14 protein-coding genes are annotated in these 16,789 nt (G+C 58.1%); 7 read left to right on the forward strand and 7 right to left on the reverse strand.

Translation table 11 applies throughout. From position 1 onward, the window contains the following. Nucleotides 1-156 precede the first annotated feature (156 nt). On the forward strand, nucleotides 157-1,119 hold the full coding sequence (locus CN933_RS21025) for an NAD-dependent epimerase/dehydratase family protein (RefSeq protein WP_180980765.1): 963 nt from the start codon (nucleotides 157-159) through the stop codon (nucleotides 1,117-1,119). A gap of 19 nt (nucleotides 1,120-1,138) precedes the next feature. Further along, the gene (locus CN933_RS21030) at nucleotides 1,139-2,389 is read left to right on the forward strand and encodes a glycosyltransferase family 4 protein (RefSeq protein ID WP_102762244.1); all 1,251 of its coding nucleotides are present in this window, start codon (nucleotides 1,139-1,141) and stop codon (nucleotides 2,387-2,389) included. 74 nt (nucleotides 2,390-2,463) lie between these two features. Here the strand turns inward: CN933_RS21030 and CN933_RS21035 are convergent, their stop codons facing one another. The 4 genes from CN933_RS21035 to CN933_RS21050 form a co-directional block, all read right to left on the reverse strand. Continuing rightward, nucleotides 2,464-3,072, reverse strand: a complete 609-nt coding sequence (locus CN933_RS21035; protein ID WP_245425111.1) for a class I SAM-dependent methyltransferase — start codon at nucleotides 3,070-3,072, stop codon at nucleotides 2,464-2,466. Nucleotides 3,073-3,137: 65 nt separating this feature from the next. Then, nucleotides 3,138-3,884 carry an FkbM family methyltransferase gene (locus CN933_RS21040; protein ID WP_102762246.1) on the reverse strand — a complete coding sequence of 249 codons (747 nt, stop codon included), beginning with the start codon at nucleotides 3,882-3,884 and terminating at the stop codon, nucleotides 3,138-3,140. Nucleotides 3,885-4,049: 165 nt separating this feature from the next. Next, the gene (locus CN933_RS21045; protein ID WP_102762247.1) at nucleotides 4,050-6,377 is read right to left on the reverse strand and encodes an FG-GAP repeat domain-containing protein; all 2,328 of its coding nucleotides are present in this window, start codon (nucleotides 6,375-6,377) and stop codon (nucleotides 4,050-4,052) included. Further along, nucleotides 6,343-7,275, reverse strand: coding sequence for a PIG-L deacetylase family protein (locus CN933_RS21050; RefSeq protein ID WP_180980766.1), 933 nt, complete (start codon nucleotides 7,273-7,275; stop codon nucleotides 6,343-6,345). Before CN933_RS21050 ends, CN933_RS21045 begins: the two co-directional genes overlap by 35 nt. On the opposite strand from CN933_RS21050, the gene rfbF reads away from it, so the two are divergent. The 5 genes from rfbF to CN933_RS21075 all read left to right on the forward strand — a co-directional run bounded on the left by rfbF (nucleotide 7,274) and on the right by CN933_RS21075 (nucleotide 13,751). Further along, nucleotides 7,274-8,044, forward strand: coding sequence for a glucose-1-phosphate cytidylyltransferase (rfbF, locus tag CN933_RS21055; RefSeq protein ID WP_102762248.1), 771 nt, complete (start codon nucleotides 7,274-7,276; stop codon nucleotides 8,042-8,044). The two genes, CN933_RS21050 and rfbF, sit on opposite strands and share 2 nt — an antisense overlap. 4 nt (nucleotides 8,045-8,048) lie before the next feature. Beyond that, the gene (locus tag CN933_RS21060) at nucleotides 8,049-9,098 is read left to right on the forward strand and encodes an NAD-dependent epimerase/dehydratase family protein (protein ID WP_102762249.1); all 1,050 of its coding nucleotides are present in this window, start codon (nucleotides 8,049-8,051) and stop codon (nucleotides 9,096-9,098) included. Between the two features lie 22 nt (nucleotides 9,099-9,120). After that, a complete protein-coding gene (locus CN933_RS21065) occupies nucleotides 9,121-10,368 on the forward strand; it encodes a class I SAM-dependent methyltransferase (RefSeq protein ID WP_102762250.1) in 1,248 nt (415 codons plus the stop codon). A gap of 168 nt (nucleotides 10,369-10,536) precedes the next feature. Beyond that, complete coding sequence (locus CN933_RS21070; RefSeq protein WP_245425115.1) at nucleotides 10,537-11,589, forward strand: class I SAM-dependent methyltransferase; 1,053 nt, start codon at nucleotides 10,537-10,539, stop codon at nucleotides 11,587-11,589. 59 nt (nucleotides 11,590-11,648) lie between these two features. Further along, nucleotides 11,649-13,751, forward strand: coding sequence for a DNA-binding protein (locus tag CN933_RS21075; protein WP_245425117.1), 2,103 nt, complete (start codon nucleotides 11,649-11,651; stop codon nucleotides 13,749-13,751). Between the two features lie 15 nt (nucleotides 13,752-13,766). Here CN933_RS21075 and CN933_RS21080 read toward each other — a convergent pair whose 3' ends face one another. The 3 genes from CN933_RS21080 to CN933_RS21090 all read right to left on the reverse strand — a co-directional run bounded on the left by CN933_RS21080 (nucleotide 13,767) and on the right by CN933_RS21090 (nucleotide 16,702). Then, a complete protein-coding gene (locus tag CN933_RS21080) occupies nucleotides 13,767-14,624 on the reverse strand; it encodes a DUF707 domain-containing protein (protein WP_180980784.1) in 858 nt (285 codons plus the stop codon). Nucleotides 14,625-14,740: 116 nt separating this feature from the next. After that, nucleotides 14,741-15,694: a glycosyltransferase family 2 protein gene (locus CN933_RS21085; protein ID WP_102762253.1), complete on the reverse strand. Its 954-nt coding sequence runs from the start codon at nucleotides 15,692-15,694 to the stop codon at nucleotides 14,741-14,743. Between the two features lie 15 nt (nucleotides 15,695-15,709). Continuing rightward, nucleotides 15,710-16,702 (reverse strand): methyltransferase domain-containing protein, encoded by a 993-nt coding sequence (locus CN933_RS21090; RefSeq protein ID WP_180980785.1) that lies wholly within the window; start codon nucleotides 16,700-16,702, stop codon nucleotides 15,710-15,712. Nucleotides 16,703-16,789 lie beyond the last annotated feature (87 nt).

Consider the following 16,789-nt stretch of genomic DNA (forward strand, 5'->3'; position numbering starts at 1 on the left):
CAGCCGAAGTTGTCAAATAAATCGTTCGCTGCGACACTCAATCTCGAGCGCAGCAAAGAGCCTTTGACATTTCTCCGCTTATGAGCGGGCAGGGCGTGTTGTGGATGACGCCGACGCATCGGCGGCCACTATCGGCTGCTTGGTACAGGTGGGATGATGACACAGTCAATTTTGATCACCGGAGGTGCGGGCAACATCGGCAGCGCACTCACTCGCGCCTTGGTCAAACTCCCTCAGACCCAAGTGGTCGTGGCTGACAACTTGTCGACCGGCAGTCGCGATAAAGTACAAATCGACGCCGGAAACCTGACCGTCATAAAGGCGGATGCGAACGATTTCGACGACATCTCCTCCTTGTTCTATCGCTTCCATTTCACACATGTCTTCCATTTCGCAGCCGTCGTCGGCGTGCAGCGCACCTTGGCAAACCCATTACTCGTATTGCGCGATATTGCCGGAATAGAGAACGTGCTGAGACTGTGCAAGAACACGGGCGCCGAGCGTGTGTACTTCGCTTCCTCATCAGAAGTTTATGGGGAGCCTTTTGAGATTCCCCAAAATGAGAACACCACGCCGCTGAACTCGCGCCTGCCATATGCTGTCGTGAAGAATCTTGGAGAAGTCTATCTACGCACCTATCAGCGTGAATTCGGACTCCCCTTCACGATTTTCCGCTTCTTCAACACCTATGGACCACGCCAGAGCGAAGATTTCGTGCTGCCGCGTTTCGTGCATGCTGCACTTCTCGGTGAGCCTCTGACCATTTACGGGGATGGTTCGCAAACGCGCACTTTCTGTTATGTTGACGACACGGTTGACACGTGCATTGCGGTACATCGAACTCGCTCGCACGAGAACGATGTCATCAACGTAGGCAGCGATCTGGAAGTGAGCATTCGACAACTCGCCGAAATCGTCATCGGCGTGCTGGGCTCATCGTCAAAATTGGAGTTCCGTCCACCGCTAACAGAGGGCGACATGACGCGCCGGTGCCCTGACACGAGCAAGATGAAGGCACTCTTGAACCGTCCCTTGGTTCCACTAGAAGAGGGCATTAGGCGCCTTGCCGAACACGTCTCCAAGTCGCAAAGCTCTCATGAGCTCAGAAAAGTCGCGTGAGCACACGTTGGGGGCATGAATGAAGCTGGTCTATGTCGGGCAGCCTTACGATAGACTTTTCCCGCCGGTTCAGAATTCGATCGGGCTGATTGTCTACAATACTGCGCTTCACCTCAGTAACAGCTTGCACATCACGGTCTATGGAAGACACTACCGGGACGACAGAGTTCCGGCGGACCTGCCATTCGCTTTGCGGCGAGCTCCGGTACGGCGCGACAGGCTGCAGCAAAAGGTTATTCGCGAATTTCCTCGCTTGGCGCGTTGGACGCAACTGGACCGGAAGGCCGACGACCATTCCCAATATAAGAACGAAATTCGTCGTTATCTGGCCCTGGACCGGCCGGATATCGTCCATCTGATGAACTATTGGAAGTGGAGCCGGGCTCTAAAGGCGTCCAGCTCATCTCATAGGCTCGTGCTCGAGATGCAATGTGAGTGGTTGTCACAGCGTGACCGCGATCAGGTGGCCTCCCAACTTGAGGTAGTGGATGCCGTGGTCGCCGTCAGCGATCACATAGCCGAAACATTTCGTTCTGCATTCCCGGACTATCCCGGAGCTGTTGCCTCTGTCGGCAACGGCGTCGATGTCTTCCATTTTCGGCCGGGCGAAGCGGGAGCATCAGGTGACCCAAGAACCGGGCGTGTAATCCTGTTCGTCGGGCGAATATCACCAGAAAAGGGGCTTCACACGCTCGTAGAGGCCTTCAGTGAAGTCGCGCTGCGCTTCCCGGACGTGGAACTGCGGATCGCGGGGCCCTATTCTCCTCTCCCTGTTGACTTCCTGACCAGCCTCTCGTCAGACCCCCGTGTCATAGATCTCAACCGTTTCTACGACCAATGGAATAGATGCAGATATCAGGAACACCTGGACGAACTCATAGATCGCCACAGGCTACGGGATCGGATCCGATTCGTTGGCAATGTGTCCCACAAGGAACTCATTGCGGCCTACCACGACGCCGATATCGTGGTGAATCCGTCGCTCAGCGAGAGCTTTGGGATTTCTGTCGTGGAAGGAATGGCCTGCGGAATTCCGGTGGTGGGAACGCGGGTCGGGGGTATGTGTGAATCCATCCTGGACGGACATACCGGGATGTTGGTGGAGGCCGATGCTCCGGGCGAACTCTCGCAGGCACTGATCACCGTTCTGGATGATCCCGCCCGCGCAAGAGGAATGGGGAACGAAGGACGCGAGCGCGCCGTGGCGCTTTATTCGTGGGAGGCGCGCGCGGAGCGGCTAAGGTCCGTTTATGAGCGGGTGAGCAGATGAGCACCGCTAGTAGCTAGGTCCATGTTTCGTTTCCTCAGTCCAGTCATCCCATCCGGTCCATCCAAGACTTTGAATTAGACGTATTTTCCCAAAAGGCCTTCCTGAATGGATTCTGGCTTCCTGAAAAACGTATAAGTGTGTCCGTAGCTTGTGTCCGTCCGATGCTCGCTCGCACCTAGCGGGGGAAATGAAGTGCGGGTAAAAGCCGAAAGCGTCGGGCTCTCCGAGGGAGGATAGGGCCGCAACTCGTCGATGTCGTTCCAGCCGAGAACGAACCAGCCGCCGGGGCGCAGACAACGCCAGCATGCCCGGAACGAGGCTTCAGCGTCGTCGCGCGTTTCGATTGCCGTTTTCATGAAGACGCCATTGCAGATAATCGCATCGAAGTAATCGGCGGGCCTATGCCGTTCGAGGTTCCTCAGAGCATCAACCATATGGCGTCGTGCTCCGAAGCGGCGCTTATTGGGATCTATATCGATCGTCCAATATTCCTTGGCGCGAAACTTCGATTCACAAGGCTTTGTGTACCACTCGCAGCCGACAAACAGAACACGTTTGACAGCAGGATCGTCGCGCAGATAGGGGAGAATAACCGTCTCGAGGAGTCTGCGGTCATCGGTGAGATGAAACGTACTGATGTAGCGAACCAGGTAGGGCGCGCGCGTCCGAAGAAGGTCGCGCACCGCATTTCGCGCTTGTCTGTACATGCTTTTCTCCGCCTCCCGTAATATCCCGGCAACTGGCGCGGCTACATTGCTTCCGCGAGCAAATGTTGGACGTGCCAAAACTGCTCGGTATAGGACGGCGGCAGTGCTGCGAGAACATAGCCGGACGATGTCAGAAGCGCGGCAATTTGGCGTGCCTTACGGTCAAGACCCTCGCGCGTCGCGTCATCGATTTCGTAGATGATGCTCGGTCGATGGGCTCGCAAGGTTTCCGTCATCCCGCGAAGGACGTCGATCTCGGCACCTTCGACGTCGATCTTGACAAGCGACGGGGGCCGCAGGCCGTGCCGGGCGATCGCATCGTCAAGCGTTGTTACATCGACTTCAAGATAGCCGTTCATATCGGGTGGTGCCTCGGCCGAGGCGAGTGCGGCTCCCCCGATGTGGCGCGCCAAAAGAAGCTCTGCGCGGCCGCTCGTCGCCCCAACCGCCTCGGGGAACACCCGAATGGCGTCGAAGCCGTTGAGCTGAGCGCTTCGACGGATCGCGGCTGCATTCCTCGGCACCGGCTCGAAGGCGTAGACTTGGCCTTCCGTTCCGACCCGGCGCGCAGCGATGAGGGAGAAGAAGCCGATATTGGCGCCAATATCGAAGAAGGCGTCACCAGGCGCTAACTTCGATGCAATCGCCTGTTGGATTGGCCGCTCATAGGTACCCCGCCCGAATTCCGGATCGGCATCTCTCGAGACCAGCGTCAATCCGGCGGCCTCTCCCGTGGCAACCACACGTCTTTCCGAAAAAACGTCGAGCAGCCTTGAAACCAGTCTCATGGGCCCATTCTCCGTTGCGTCGGCAAATCATTCCCCCTCGGCTCGGAAACGGAGCCGACCACCTTGAGAATGGCAAATCCGCAAAGCTCCATCGAGACCTACATCGGGTTGGTGGCAGTACGCCGATCGATTGACCGGTGCATCCCCCGCAGTGAGCAATACACCCTATCGTCGTACCTGGCCGGGTTCAGGGGCCGACGGCATTTGCTCGACCGCATCATTACGCCAGGCGTGAATGGCGCCGGGGGCGTCCCATGCGATCGAAACGATGTCGAGATCGCCGTCGCCGTCGAGATCGACCGCGCGCGCGCCGAGATGGCTTTCGAATCCTTCCCCGATCAACTGCTCGATAAAATTTCCGCCGCCCACATTGCGCCAGAGGGACATCCGAAGCGCGCCGCGGTGCTCGGCCATGACTAGGTCCAGCCTGCCATCGCCGTCCATATCAGCGACCGAAAGGCTGTTGAGTGAGCCCCGCGAAGTGATTTCGTGCCGCTCCCAATTGAATGAGCCAGTGGCTGGGCCGCGCCACCAAGAGGCCCTCGCACCGTCAGCGGCGCCGTTTTCCTCTGCCACGACGATATCCGGGTAACCGTCGCCGTCGAGGTCAGCCGCTGCCACCCGATCCGGGTAATCCATTTCTGGCACTTTCGCGATGTCTCGTCGCTGCCAATCTCTCGAACCATCGCCGGGGTTGCGCCACCAGGCGACCTCTTTGGCTTCCCCCGTCGAGGCGACAAGGTCAATTAGGCCATCACCATCGAGATCGGTGAAGGCTATTCCCTCATCGGAGGCCTCTGCGCAGATGCGCGTCCTTGGCCAGGGGGCTGTCGGATCGTCGGGGACCGTGAAATAGAAGACCCCGCCACCGCTCGAGACCGCCAGCTCCGGAAGACCGCCTTCAACGATCTGTGCGAATACGTGGCCTTGCGAGCCAAGGTCATGCGTCGCTGCCGGCACTTCGCCAATCACGTGCTCCTCAAACTTGTGCGCTACGGCATCGACAGTCTTCAGCCAATGGAATTGCAGTGTTTTGCCTCTGTTGCGCTGGGCGGTGGCCTCCGCGCGCCCGTCGCCATCGAGATCGAGGGCTTCGACCGCGTCCAATCCTTCGCCCAGCCGGATCTGCTCCCATCCCTTCTGCCACGGCAAGGGTGGCTGACGGTACCAAAACGGGCCGGACACAATGTCCATTCGCCCGTCGCCATCCATATCGGCGAAGGCCAGCCCGAAAGAACGCACATGCGCGTTCGTGATCCGGTGATAGACCCACCTATCGAGCCGACGGGTCGGGGCGGGCGGGTTGAGAAGGTTGATCCAGACCCTGAGGGGCGGATGACCCGCCCAGTTGGCGCCATAGATATCGAAATCGTCGTCGCTATCGACGTCCGCGACAACGCCGTTGTGCAAACCGGTATCGTCTATGATCTGCCGGGTCCAGCGCGTTCCGCGTCCGTCACGGTTATAATGGACGGCGAGGGTCCGCTCCTCCGTCTGATGCATTTGCCCGACCACAATGTCGATGTCACCATCCCTGTCCATGTCGGCTGCCTGTAGCGTGTGAGCACCTGCCACGGCTGGTTGAATGACATGGCGGACCCAATGGCCAGACGGTCCGCTTTCGGCGCGGAACCACGCGACATCAGCCGTGTGCTCTGAACTCGACGACAGAATGTCGACGCGTCCGTCTTGGTCGATATCGATAACGAGCGCCTTGAATGCCGGGTTGAACGGGCCAACCGGATAGCTCTGCCATCGAGGTGCATCGCGTGCCGCTACTCCGCCGGGATTGTGCGCCCATACACCGCACAGGACCAGGTCGATATTGCCGTCGCTGTCGATGTCTCCGATCGCCATGCCCTCTTCGCCCAGATTGAAGGAAGAAAAGGCGACACCGATCCAGGCGATCGGCTCGTTCTGGAAAAAGATCACTACTTCACCAGGCGCTCGTACGACAATGTCTAAACGGCCGTCGCCGTCAAAATCGGCAGCCTTAATGTCCTTGCCCCAACCGCCGGCTTCTCCGATCTCGTGGCGTTTCCATTTGTGACCATCGGCCGGGTCTCCGTTCGGGCGCGGATTTTCGAACCAGATTAAATTAACTCCGTCAGGCCCGTCGGCGGTGATAATGTCGAGATCGCCATCGTCGTCCACATCGGCAAGCACGCCATCGGTGGTGAACTCGATGCGGGCGGTGGCGATGGTCGTCTTGCGCAAATCGGGACCGTGCCACCATGACAGCGGATCCTCCGGAAGGCCGCCAAGAACGAAATCGACTTGACCATCACCGTCAATATCGCCGACGAGCTTTACATCTCCCGAATGATCGGCGATTTCCTTCCGATCGAAGGTAAGGCCGTTAAGAGCTGTGTCTTCGGGATTTTCGTTGCCATGGCTGACATCGCAGTTTGTTGTCGCGATGCTTACCGCAAGGATGAAGACCGCATGACGTAGGTCGCTAAAAATTGACCGGGTAGCGCGTGAACACTTCATGGTCTGCAAGCAGCCGCGCAACGAACTCACCGCCTGAGAGATCTGAAAGTGTCTGCCAGTCATCCTTGTCTTCCGAGCGTTGAGTCTGTGAAACATGCGCTGCCAGTGCGTGGCGCTTTACCTCGAGAACATCGCCGATCGGGACCAGCGTGTTGAGTGCAGACAGCGCACGCAGCCCGGCGGCGGTCTTGATCGTCTGCCGCAGTGTGGTTCGCCACATGCCGGGAAGATCGCCCGCCGTACGAACCCAGGGCCAGTGATACCAATACCATACCGGATACTCGAAGACGGTGAGCGGGCGACCATGCCAGCGAAGTGCCGCCCACACGGCGGTGTTGACAGCGATATGGTCGGAAGGCGGGTCCTTTGCATGAGTGACAAACACGCTTTGCGACCGCCATCTTTCGAGCAACGGTACAATCGCCTTCGTTATCGCATGAATGTGATGTGATGCCTCCGCATCAGGAAAGCGTAAGAAGGTCACACTTTCGGAGGAGGCGCCGAGACGGCGGACCGCCTCCAACGCTTCGGCCTCCCTCCGGGAGCGCAATTCTTCAGGACTGATGAGCCTCCGATGAGATGCTGCGCCGTCGGTAACGAAAACAAAGCGAACCTCAACGCCTGAAGCGAGCTTCTTGGCTGCAACGCCGCCGCAACCCAGCGTCTCATCGTCTGGATGCGGCGCGAAGATGACGGACGACGCGGACCAATCGGCTACATCAAAGGGCTTAAATCGACGCCGCATACGGCTATCGAGGATCGTGCAAAGGGCCTGCCTGACGTCCCAGGTGTGCGTGTCCATCATCCGTTCGCCCGTGTTGTTTGCTCGGCGCTGAACATGCATCGTAGCTGAAATCGCCTGCGTCAGGCACACAGTCTTCGTGAGGAGGTTCTTCATGAAAGTGGGTATCTTGGCTGGTGGCTTCGGCACGAGGCTGGCCGAAGAAACGGAGGTTCGACCCAAGCCGATGGTCGAGATCGGCGGCATGCCGATCCTCTGGCACATCATGATGCACTACTCTCACTTTGGCCATCGGGAGTTTGCGATCGCGCTCGGCTACAAGGGTGAGTACATCAAACGCTGGTTCAGCGACTACATCGCGCTCAATGGCACTCTGACGGTAAACGCGGCGACCGGGAACGTGAGGCGTCACACGAATGCCGCCCCGGACTGGTCCGTCGATCTCGTCGAGACCGGCCTCAAAACGCTGACGGGCGGCCGCATCAAGCGCCTGATCGACTGGATGAATGACGGCACCTTCATGCTCACCTGGGGCGACGGCGTTTCGAACATCAATCTGGACGAACTCGTCGCCTTTCACCGTAGCCACGGCAAACTCGCGACAATGACGGCGGTGCGTCCGCCTGCGCGCTACGGACACATTCAGTTCGACGGCAACCGCGTCGTCGAATTCACCGAGAAGCCGCAGGCTTCGGAAGGTTGGATAAACGGAGCGTTCTTCGTGCTTGAGCCAGGCGTCCGCGATTACATCGGCGGCGACGAAGACATGTTCGAGCACGCGCCGATGCAGCAGCTCGCGGCTGATGGCCAACTGATGGCGTACCGCCATGAAGCCTTCTGGCAATGCATGGATACGTTGCGGGAGAAGCACATCCTGCAGACACTTTGGGACAGCGGGAGCGCGCCCTGGAAAACGTGGGAGTGAATAGATGAAGGTGCTGGTCACGGGCCACCGCGGCTACATCGGAGCCGTTCTGACGCGGATGCTGCATCAGCGCGATCACGACGTGACCGGGCTCGACAGTGATATTTTCCGCTCCTGCACGTTCGAGAGCACCCTCGACGATACGCCGACGATGGAAGAGGACGTCCGCGACATTGTCGTCGGCGATTTGGCTGGTTTCGACGCCGTCATACACCTCGCTGGGCTCTCCAACGACCCTCTTGGGGACTATCGGCCGAACCTCACCCAACAAATCAACTGCGAAGCTTCCGTGAACCTGGCGCGGCTTGCAAAAAAGGCAGGCGTGCGGCGTTTCCTTTTTGCCTCGTCCTGCAGCAATTACGGAGCCGCAGGCTCGGATTTTTTGACCGAAAGCGCGCCTTTCAACCCCGTCACGCCGTATGGCCTTTCTAAGGTTGAAGTAGAGCACGCAGTTGCCCCTATGGCGGACGAAAGCTTCAGCCCTACTTTCCTGCGCGCTTCCACCGCCTATGGCCTGTCGCCGCGCATCCGTTTTGATCTTGTCCTCAACAATCTGACTGCATGGGCATTCACCACTGGGCAAATCTACCTCAAAAGCGATGGCTCGCCTTGGCGTCCGATCGTGCATGTGGAAGACATTGCTCGCGCCTATATTGCCGCGCTCGAGGCCGATCGTGAGCTTGTCCACAACGAGGCCTTCAATGTGGGACTGACTACCGAGAACTACCAGGTTCGCGAAATCGCCGACATCGTCCAAGCCATCGTGCCAAACAGTCGGATCGAGTTCGCGCCCGATGCGGGTCCGGATACGCGATGCTATCGAGTTGATTGCAATTACATTGGTCGGCGCTTGCACGCCTTCAAGCCCCAATGGACGGCACGGCGCGGCGTCGAGCAGCTTTACGAGGCGTTCTGCTCGGTTGGCCTCTCCCTCGAAGATTTTGAAGGCGAGCGCTTCAAGCGCATCGCCCATGTGAAGAAGCTGATCCGCAATGGCGAGTTGGACGATGACCTACGCCGGGTTTCCGTTCCTACCATGGCGGTGGCGGTCTAAAGTGTGCGAGGGTGGTACCAACATGCTGCATGAAAAGCTGAACTCTGTTACGGAGTACGCATGCCGGTCCTGCGGCGGAACGCGTCTCGAAACGTTTCTTGACCTGGGAGCAACACCGCTTGCCGATCGCCTTCTAGCCGAGGAGGACATCGGTAAGCCCGAACTGATCTTCCCGTTGCGCGTCGCGTTCTGCAGAGACTGTAGCCTCGCCCAGATCACCGAAACGGTAAGTCCAAATATCCTCTTTGCGGACGATTACCCCTACTATTCCTCATTCTCGCCCTCGCTGTTAGAACATTCGCGCGAGAACGCGCTCGATCTCATCGCCCGCCGCAACCTGGGTCCCGAGAGCCTTGTCATCGAACTGGCGAGCAATGACGGATACCTGCTCAAGAACTATGTCGAGGCGGGTGTCAAGGTGCTTGGAATCGATCCCGCCGATGGGCCTGCCGCGGCCGCGGAAAGGATAGGCGTGCAAACGCGGTGCACCTTTTTCACCCGAGATCTCGCCGAAACGCTTCGTGCCGAAGGCGCCGTTGCCGACGTAATTCACGCCAACAACGTACTCGCGCACGTAGCCGACACAAATGGCTTTGTGGCCGGGATAGCACGTCTCCTCAAGGAAGATGGTGTAGCGGTGATCGAAGTGCCCTATGTCGTGCCGTTGATCGAGCATTGCGAGTTCGACACAATCTATCACGAACATCTCTGCTACTTCTCCGTCACGGCGCTCGACAGACTCTTCCGTCGCCACGGCCTTTATCTCAATGAGATCAAGCCTCTCTCGATCCACGGGGGGTCGCTCCGTCTTTATGTTGAGGTCAGGGAGCGCGTGGGAGCCGCCGTGAAGGATCGTCTTGCGCACGAAACAGCGCTGCGGATCGATACGATCGACTATTTCCGCAATTTCTCTGCGAAGGTCGACGTGTTGAAGCGTGAGCTTCTGGCACTCCTACGCAGGCTGAAGTCGCAGGGCTCATCGATTGCCGCCTATGGGGCGGCGGCCAAAGGAGCGACGCTGATCAACACGATCGGGATCGGACGCGATCTCATAGACTTCGTCGTGGATCGCAACATCCACAAGCAAGGCAAGTATATGCCGGGGCAGCGGCTGCCGATACGATCGACGGAGACGCTTGTCGAAACCCAACCGGATTACGTGCTGCTGCTTGCCTGGAATTTCGTAGACGAGGTCCTCGAACAGCAGGCCGACTATCGCGCGCGTGGCGGAAAGTTCATCATTCCTGTCCCGGTTCCCCGCATCGTGTGAGAATAAGCTCGAGGAGCAGGCATGAATTGCGCGCAAGCAGTTGGAACCGAGACGGTCGCGTCAGATCTTCGCAGCGAATGTCCAGTTTGCAGGGGGCAAGAGCTACTGCCTTCGGTTACGTTCGAGGCGTTGCCCGTGCTTTGCAACGCTCTCCATTCGAGCCCGGCTTTGGCACGCGCAGCAGAAACCGGCCGATTTTGCGGCGTCTTCTGTCGCCGTTGCACGCATTTCTTTAATGCCGCCTTCGAGGAACAGCGGATCGGTTACACGCAAAGCTATGAAAACTCTCTGCATTTTTCTCCGCGATTCCTGACCTTCGTGGACGCTCTGGCGGGGCGTCTGAGCAATAGCTATGCACTCGCTGGCAAGACGGTCATCGATGTCGGTTGCGGTAAGGGAGATTTTTTGAAGCGCCTTTGTGCGCTCAGCGGCGCCACGGGCATAGGTTTCGACAAGAGCTTTGAGGAAGACCGTGGCGCGCTCGTCCCCCGGGTTCGTTTTGTTAGTGATTGGTTCGACGACCGCTATGCCGATTTGCGGCCGGACCTCGTCTCCTGTCGTCACGTCATAGAACACCTCGCTGACCCGATCGCCTTCTTGCAAGCCCTGCGCGCCCACCCCGGCATTGGCCCCGAAACCATATTTTATTTTGAGGTCCCGAATGCCCTTTACACCCTGCGCGAGTTGGGCATCTGGGATCTCATCTACGAACACGTGTCCTATTTCACCGGGCACTCACTGCGGGTTGCCGTCGAAGCGGCGGGATTCGACGTGCTGAGTGCTGGAAGCTCATTTGGCGACCAGTATCTGTTCATTGAAGCGCGCGCCGGTACAGTGCACCCGCTTGCGGGAGCCCAAGAGTCTGAGGAGTGTGCGTTAATGGTCCGCAAATTCGAGGGACTGCATCGCGACAAGGTCACGCATTGGCAGAAGTTTCTTTCTGAACGCAACCTCGAAAGGGTGGTTGTCTGGGGAGCCGGTTCAAAGGGCATCACCTTCGTGAACGTGGTCCCGCCGGCAGCGGGGATCAGTGCGCTTGTCGACGTTAACACGTACAAGCAAGGGCGATTTGCACCGCGGACCGGCACGCCGGTTCTCTCGCCCGAGTCCTTGCGCGGCTGTTTGGTCGAGGCGATCATCATCATGAATCCACTTTACCGCCATGAGATCGCAGGAATTGCGAAAGCGATCGGTCTTGCGCCGGAAATCGTCGTCGCTTGATGCGGCGGCTGCAACACGAGCTTTTGTTACGACACGTCGTAGAACGGGAAGGGATGTCGATGACTGTATCGGTCGCAATCGATGCGGGGCCGCGAGATGATCATAACAAATTGTTGGTCGCGGATGCCTTTTCCGACGATCGCGCCGCCGGCATGGTCATAGGAACCCATACCACCAACGGGGTGACTAGGGGCGGCTGTGATAGTGAACGGCAGATCGCTATCGACCATGGAACGCTCCGGTTTCAACCGCTCGTGAAACCTGGATGGGCACGCCAGGGGATCGCCTATGGCCCCTTCCACCGTGCAAGCGGGCTCGTCATGGCTGTCTCCGTAACAAACGGGCACAATACGTCACAGGGCACAACCATCGGAGAGCACATCCTCAGGCGAATTCATCGCTGGGTGTTAGGCCCTAATGCTGACCCTTGGCCGAACCGCCTCGTTTCCTGGGCGTGTGGTCCGCGCAAAAAAGGGACGCTCAGGCGCTTCCTCTGGTGGGCGCACAGCACAAGGACGACCTACAAGCTTCCTGATTTCAACGAGAATCTCGCGGTAGGCTGGTTTACGAGCGAAGCACCCCGCGACCCGCTTTCTGACGGTTGCGGCTTTATCGTGCATGCAGCGAAGGGGGAAAACGGAGAATTGTGGACACGGGTCGGGACGCGCTGTCTCAGTGCATTTCGCGGCCTGAAGAACCTGCAGATCTACTATTTCGTCGCTTTGCGTGAGCGCGGCGCAATCTACTATGCCGCTGCCATGGAGGGTGCGCGTGGACTCGCTGCCTTCCCGATGATGCGGCCGATCGCCATTGATGCCTTCAATGACGACGAGATCCTCTACGCCGGCGTGCATCAATGTGTACTCGGCCAGATTGGATTTCGCGTCGATACGCGCATTCATGGCATCAGAGTGCACAAAGTGCCGGTTTTAACGTCTCGCTTTGGGACAGCCCATGTCGGTGACCCGATGACGAGAGACGCCGTTGCGAGCGGTATTGCCGGACGGAGTAGTTCTTGGCGTGTTTTGCGCGGCAATGTCGACCGCACGGAAACGGGGGCCATTGGAGGTGATGGTGTCGCCCTCGCAACGTCCGACCCTGGCGTTCCGTCGGGACTCATTCATGCGATCGCCGCGACTGGCGATACTCCGGGCGCTTGCGGCCTCGCGTGGCGCGTTCGGGATAGCGACAATTTCTGGCTCTTCAAGGTGTCGGGCGAGGGGAGTGCGCTCATCCGAGTAGAGCAGGGGGCAGAAGTCATCCTTTTCAGCGACGCGCGCCGAAGCCTAGCGCCAGACACCCTTCATTCGTTGCAGATACTCGACGGATATGGGCAAATCGGATGTTACCTTGATGGCGATCGCCTTTTCGGGATCGACGATGAACCGCTCGAAGACGCTACAGGCACCGGCATATGGTTTGACGGTGCTTGTGGCGTGGAGATGCGAGATTTCGAGGCGCATCCACGCGAGGTGCCCATACCGCCCTTTGTGCTCTTCGACGCGCCTTGGCTGCGGCTTGGCCCACGCGCCGAAATCGTCGATGACTTCGCTGGGCCGTTCGGGGATCTTGCGGGACGCGCGCCCAGGATCGGCAGAGGAAACTGGGGCAAAACCTTCGGTGTTGGCTTCATTGACGTCACCGGTAAGGGTGCGGCGCGCGTGCGGGGAACCCTTGAAAAGCCCCATCCGAACAGAACATTGTACACGCTGCCGTGGGATGAGGTTGGCTTCGCCGATTTGGAAGTCACTATTACGCCGCCCGGGGAAGAGCGCGGCCAGGCGCATTGTTGCCGTACAGGGCTCGTATTCTGGCAGGACCGTGACAATTACCTCACGTTCACGGCTTATCTGGACGATGAATACCATGGATCCTCGATTGCGCTGTTTACCAAGCGTCACGGTTTTGAAGAGCTTTATGACGCGGTGTGGACAATGCTGTGGACCAAGATCGACTGGGGCAAGCCCTTCCGCCTCCGGATTCCCTTCGATGGAGAGCGCTTTGTGGTCTTTGTCGATGACGAACCTGTGATGCAACGGGCTCTGACTGATTTATATCCGGGCGATCCACCACTGCGAATTTTGCGCGTGGGCCTGGCGGTAAATTGGGAATGGGGAAATGATACCGGATCGACCCTTCAGTCGTTTATCGCGCGCCGGTGACGGCGTGCAAATTCGTCAGGAACCAGTCCGAATTGCGCTTGAGCGCGGCGCGTTTTCCGCCATGGGAATTCGGTGAAGATTAGTTGGGCGCACGAAGCAGTGGCGTGTATAATCAGTAACAAGCCTGACAAAATATGTTAATGGCACCGGGGTTCTGCGCCAGGCCGTCCATGTCGCTAGTGAATGCAGCCCAATGAGATATCGAGATGAGACTAGGCGGTCATGCTTATCTATTCCGGCGTAAGTGACGAATCCGCGAAACTCTGCTGCAAATCTCTTCAGCACGCACTCGACTTGCCTGTCGTAAGGCTCGTTCGGGGCAAAACCCTGCTGTTTCATCGTCGTGCCGATAACCCTTGTGTGGGTCACAACCACCTCATCAACAATCGCGTAGCGGAACCATGGGTCGTCGTTAAGACGCGTCCACACGAGGTCTATTCCCGTTTCATAGCCGAGACTAAATAACGGGAGTGCTATACGCAGGTATTTCGCGCGGAACACAGGACACATCATCTCGACTGTGTTGGTGAATCGCAGCCGAAATTTGTGTATGGCGAGCGTCGCCGCGTATGAAAAGTGACTGTCCCAGGACAAGGCTGGTTGAAACAGGTCGAGAGAGTAATCCGCACCGATTTGAAACAGTCGGTTGAAATCCTGCTTTGTCACTTTGATGTCATCGTCAATAAGTGCGATATATTCGTAGCGGTCCAGCAGTTCAGGATATCGTTGGAAGAGTTCGTTGTATCCGGCGATCTTGCGCCCAGGTAACAGGATGGACCACTGATCACTTGCGCCGGGCGTAAGCTTCTCATAAGCGGCCACGAGGAGATCGAACTCAGCCTCCCCCGTTCCCGCCGTCCAGCCCGCATGCAAAGAGTTGCGGCCCGCGCGCACGATGACCAGGTTTTTGCGCCGCAGTCGTGCGGCTGAATCACCAGGCAGTGCTGGTCGGGTAATCTTCATCGGTCGGAAAGTGAGGTGCGGCTTGTTCATGTTCGTCTTGACGGCTGGTTCGAGGAACCCTGTATCGACTTTAAGGCGCGCAACCCGATGGCGCGGAGTTTGGCGCGAAGCCGAGGTGAAAAGGCGCCGACGCCCTCCAGGACAAGCCGGCCTATCAGAGGAGGATCCAACATCCAAAGCGCAAGATGGCAGAGCGAATGGTGAACCGGTGCTTGGCGTCTATGCCTATAGGCGATTACGACCAGGTGCCTCAATCGACTGGACAATTCGAAGGGATTCGAGCCGGATGCGTCCTGGTTGTGCCAAAGCAAGCGCTCACTGCTGTGCAAATTCACCGATCGTGTCGGATGATCGCGACTGTACAGAATTGCGCTTGGCACACTGACGAATTTGCCAAGCAGTGCCATTTCGGCAAGGAGCGCGCAATCGGAGCCGTAGTAGGGCTCATGGAGAGACGTCTGAGCAAGGGAACTCCGGCGCCAAAGCCCGAACATTGCCGCATCGCATCCGTGCGCGGCAATCAATATGCGGAAACGCGATGCAGGCGGTAAATTCCTCATATTCGGCAAGTCGCGTTCCTGGTACGAAGTCATTGCGCCACACCCGTCGATGCCCAGCAAGGTTGGGTATGCGATCACGGCATCCGCATCCTCATCAAGAGCGTTTGCGGTGTCCGTGAGAAAGTTGGCGCTGATCAGGTCATCATGCGCGCACCATTTGAAGTAAGTCCCGCAGCTCAACATGAAAGCCCGGTTGAAGTTGCCCCCCGCTCCAAGGTTCCGTCTATTCCTGAAATAGCGTATCCGGGTGTCGCGTTCGGCGAACGACTGGCAGATTTTCGCCGTCTTGTCCGTTGACGCATTGTCCGTAATGATTAGCTCGAAGTCCTCAAAGTCCTGGTCGAGAAGCGATTGGATGGCCTCGGCTATGAAGTTCTCGCCGTTGTACACCGGCAATCCAAGGGAAACGCGCACCGACATATTTCGCTCCGGTTATCATTTTCCCACTGCAACAATTTCCGGCTTGAGGCCTAGCGAGTTGAGCGCCTGGGAAACCTCATTGCTGTAGATCGCGTTCATCACGATGACCAAACCCGGTGGCTGCTGCAACAATGCATGCGGCGAGACGACGGGGTGGCCGGTCCCAGGGGTGTACTTGCCCTGTTTGTAAGGATTGATGTCAACCGCCGCATCCACTTCTTCGCCCAAGCCGAGCGTCGTGAGGAAAGAGACTGCTTTCGACCCGCCACCCCACAGGACGACCCGGCGGCCAGAGGCGTGCGCCGCGACAACACGTTCGTGCCACTGCTGCTGAAATGAGCTTACCCGGTTTGAAAAGGTTTCAACGAGGCGCTCCAATTCGGCAAGGTCATCCTCCAGCGGCAACGTCGGCCGTATTCGCCCGTCAGCAGGTCTGGCGTATTGTACGATATACTGGCCTCCATAGACCAACTCGAGGCCGGTGACGTCGAAGCCCTCTTGCCGAAAGACACGGGCATGAGCGCCAGGGCTGAAATAGGAACAGTGCTCATAGTAGATATCCCAGAATGCGGCTTCCTTGAGCACACGCTTTGCATCCGGCGTTTCAAAGACAATCCAGGTATCATTATGCGTGCCGGCGACTCGTCGAATTGAGCGGAGGAATTCCCGTACAGGCGCGATATGTTCGAGCGTATGACGGCAAAGGACTACATCCGCACTGAGATGCTCGTATTTGGGCCCAAAATGGTCGACGATGAAGTTCAGCCTGCGATCGCCGCCGCCGCCGCGTCCCTTGTCCGCCCGATAGCCCGGGTCGATTCCGAGCCCGGTCGCACCAGCCACGGCGCAGAGTTCCCGCAGGAATTCTCCTTTGCCGCAGCCGATCTCTAGCACGTGCTTTCCCGCAACTGCGCATACCTTCACGATCTCTCCGGCAAGTTTCTTCGCGAATGCGCCGAATGTGTCCGAAAAATGTTGGGACTCCTCAAAGTTGGGCGAATAGCCCATTACGGACTCGTCGAAGATCCGGTTGAAGATGAAGCCACACTCTCGGCAGTAGGCAAGCTCAAGATCGCGCACAGGGAATGCGCGGGC

Source organism: Sinorhizobium sp. M4_45, assembly GCF_002885915.1.
Classification (GTDB): Bacteria; Pseudomonadota; Alphaproteobacteria; order Rhizobiales; family Rhizobiaceae; genus Sinorhizobium; species Sinorhizobium meliloti_A.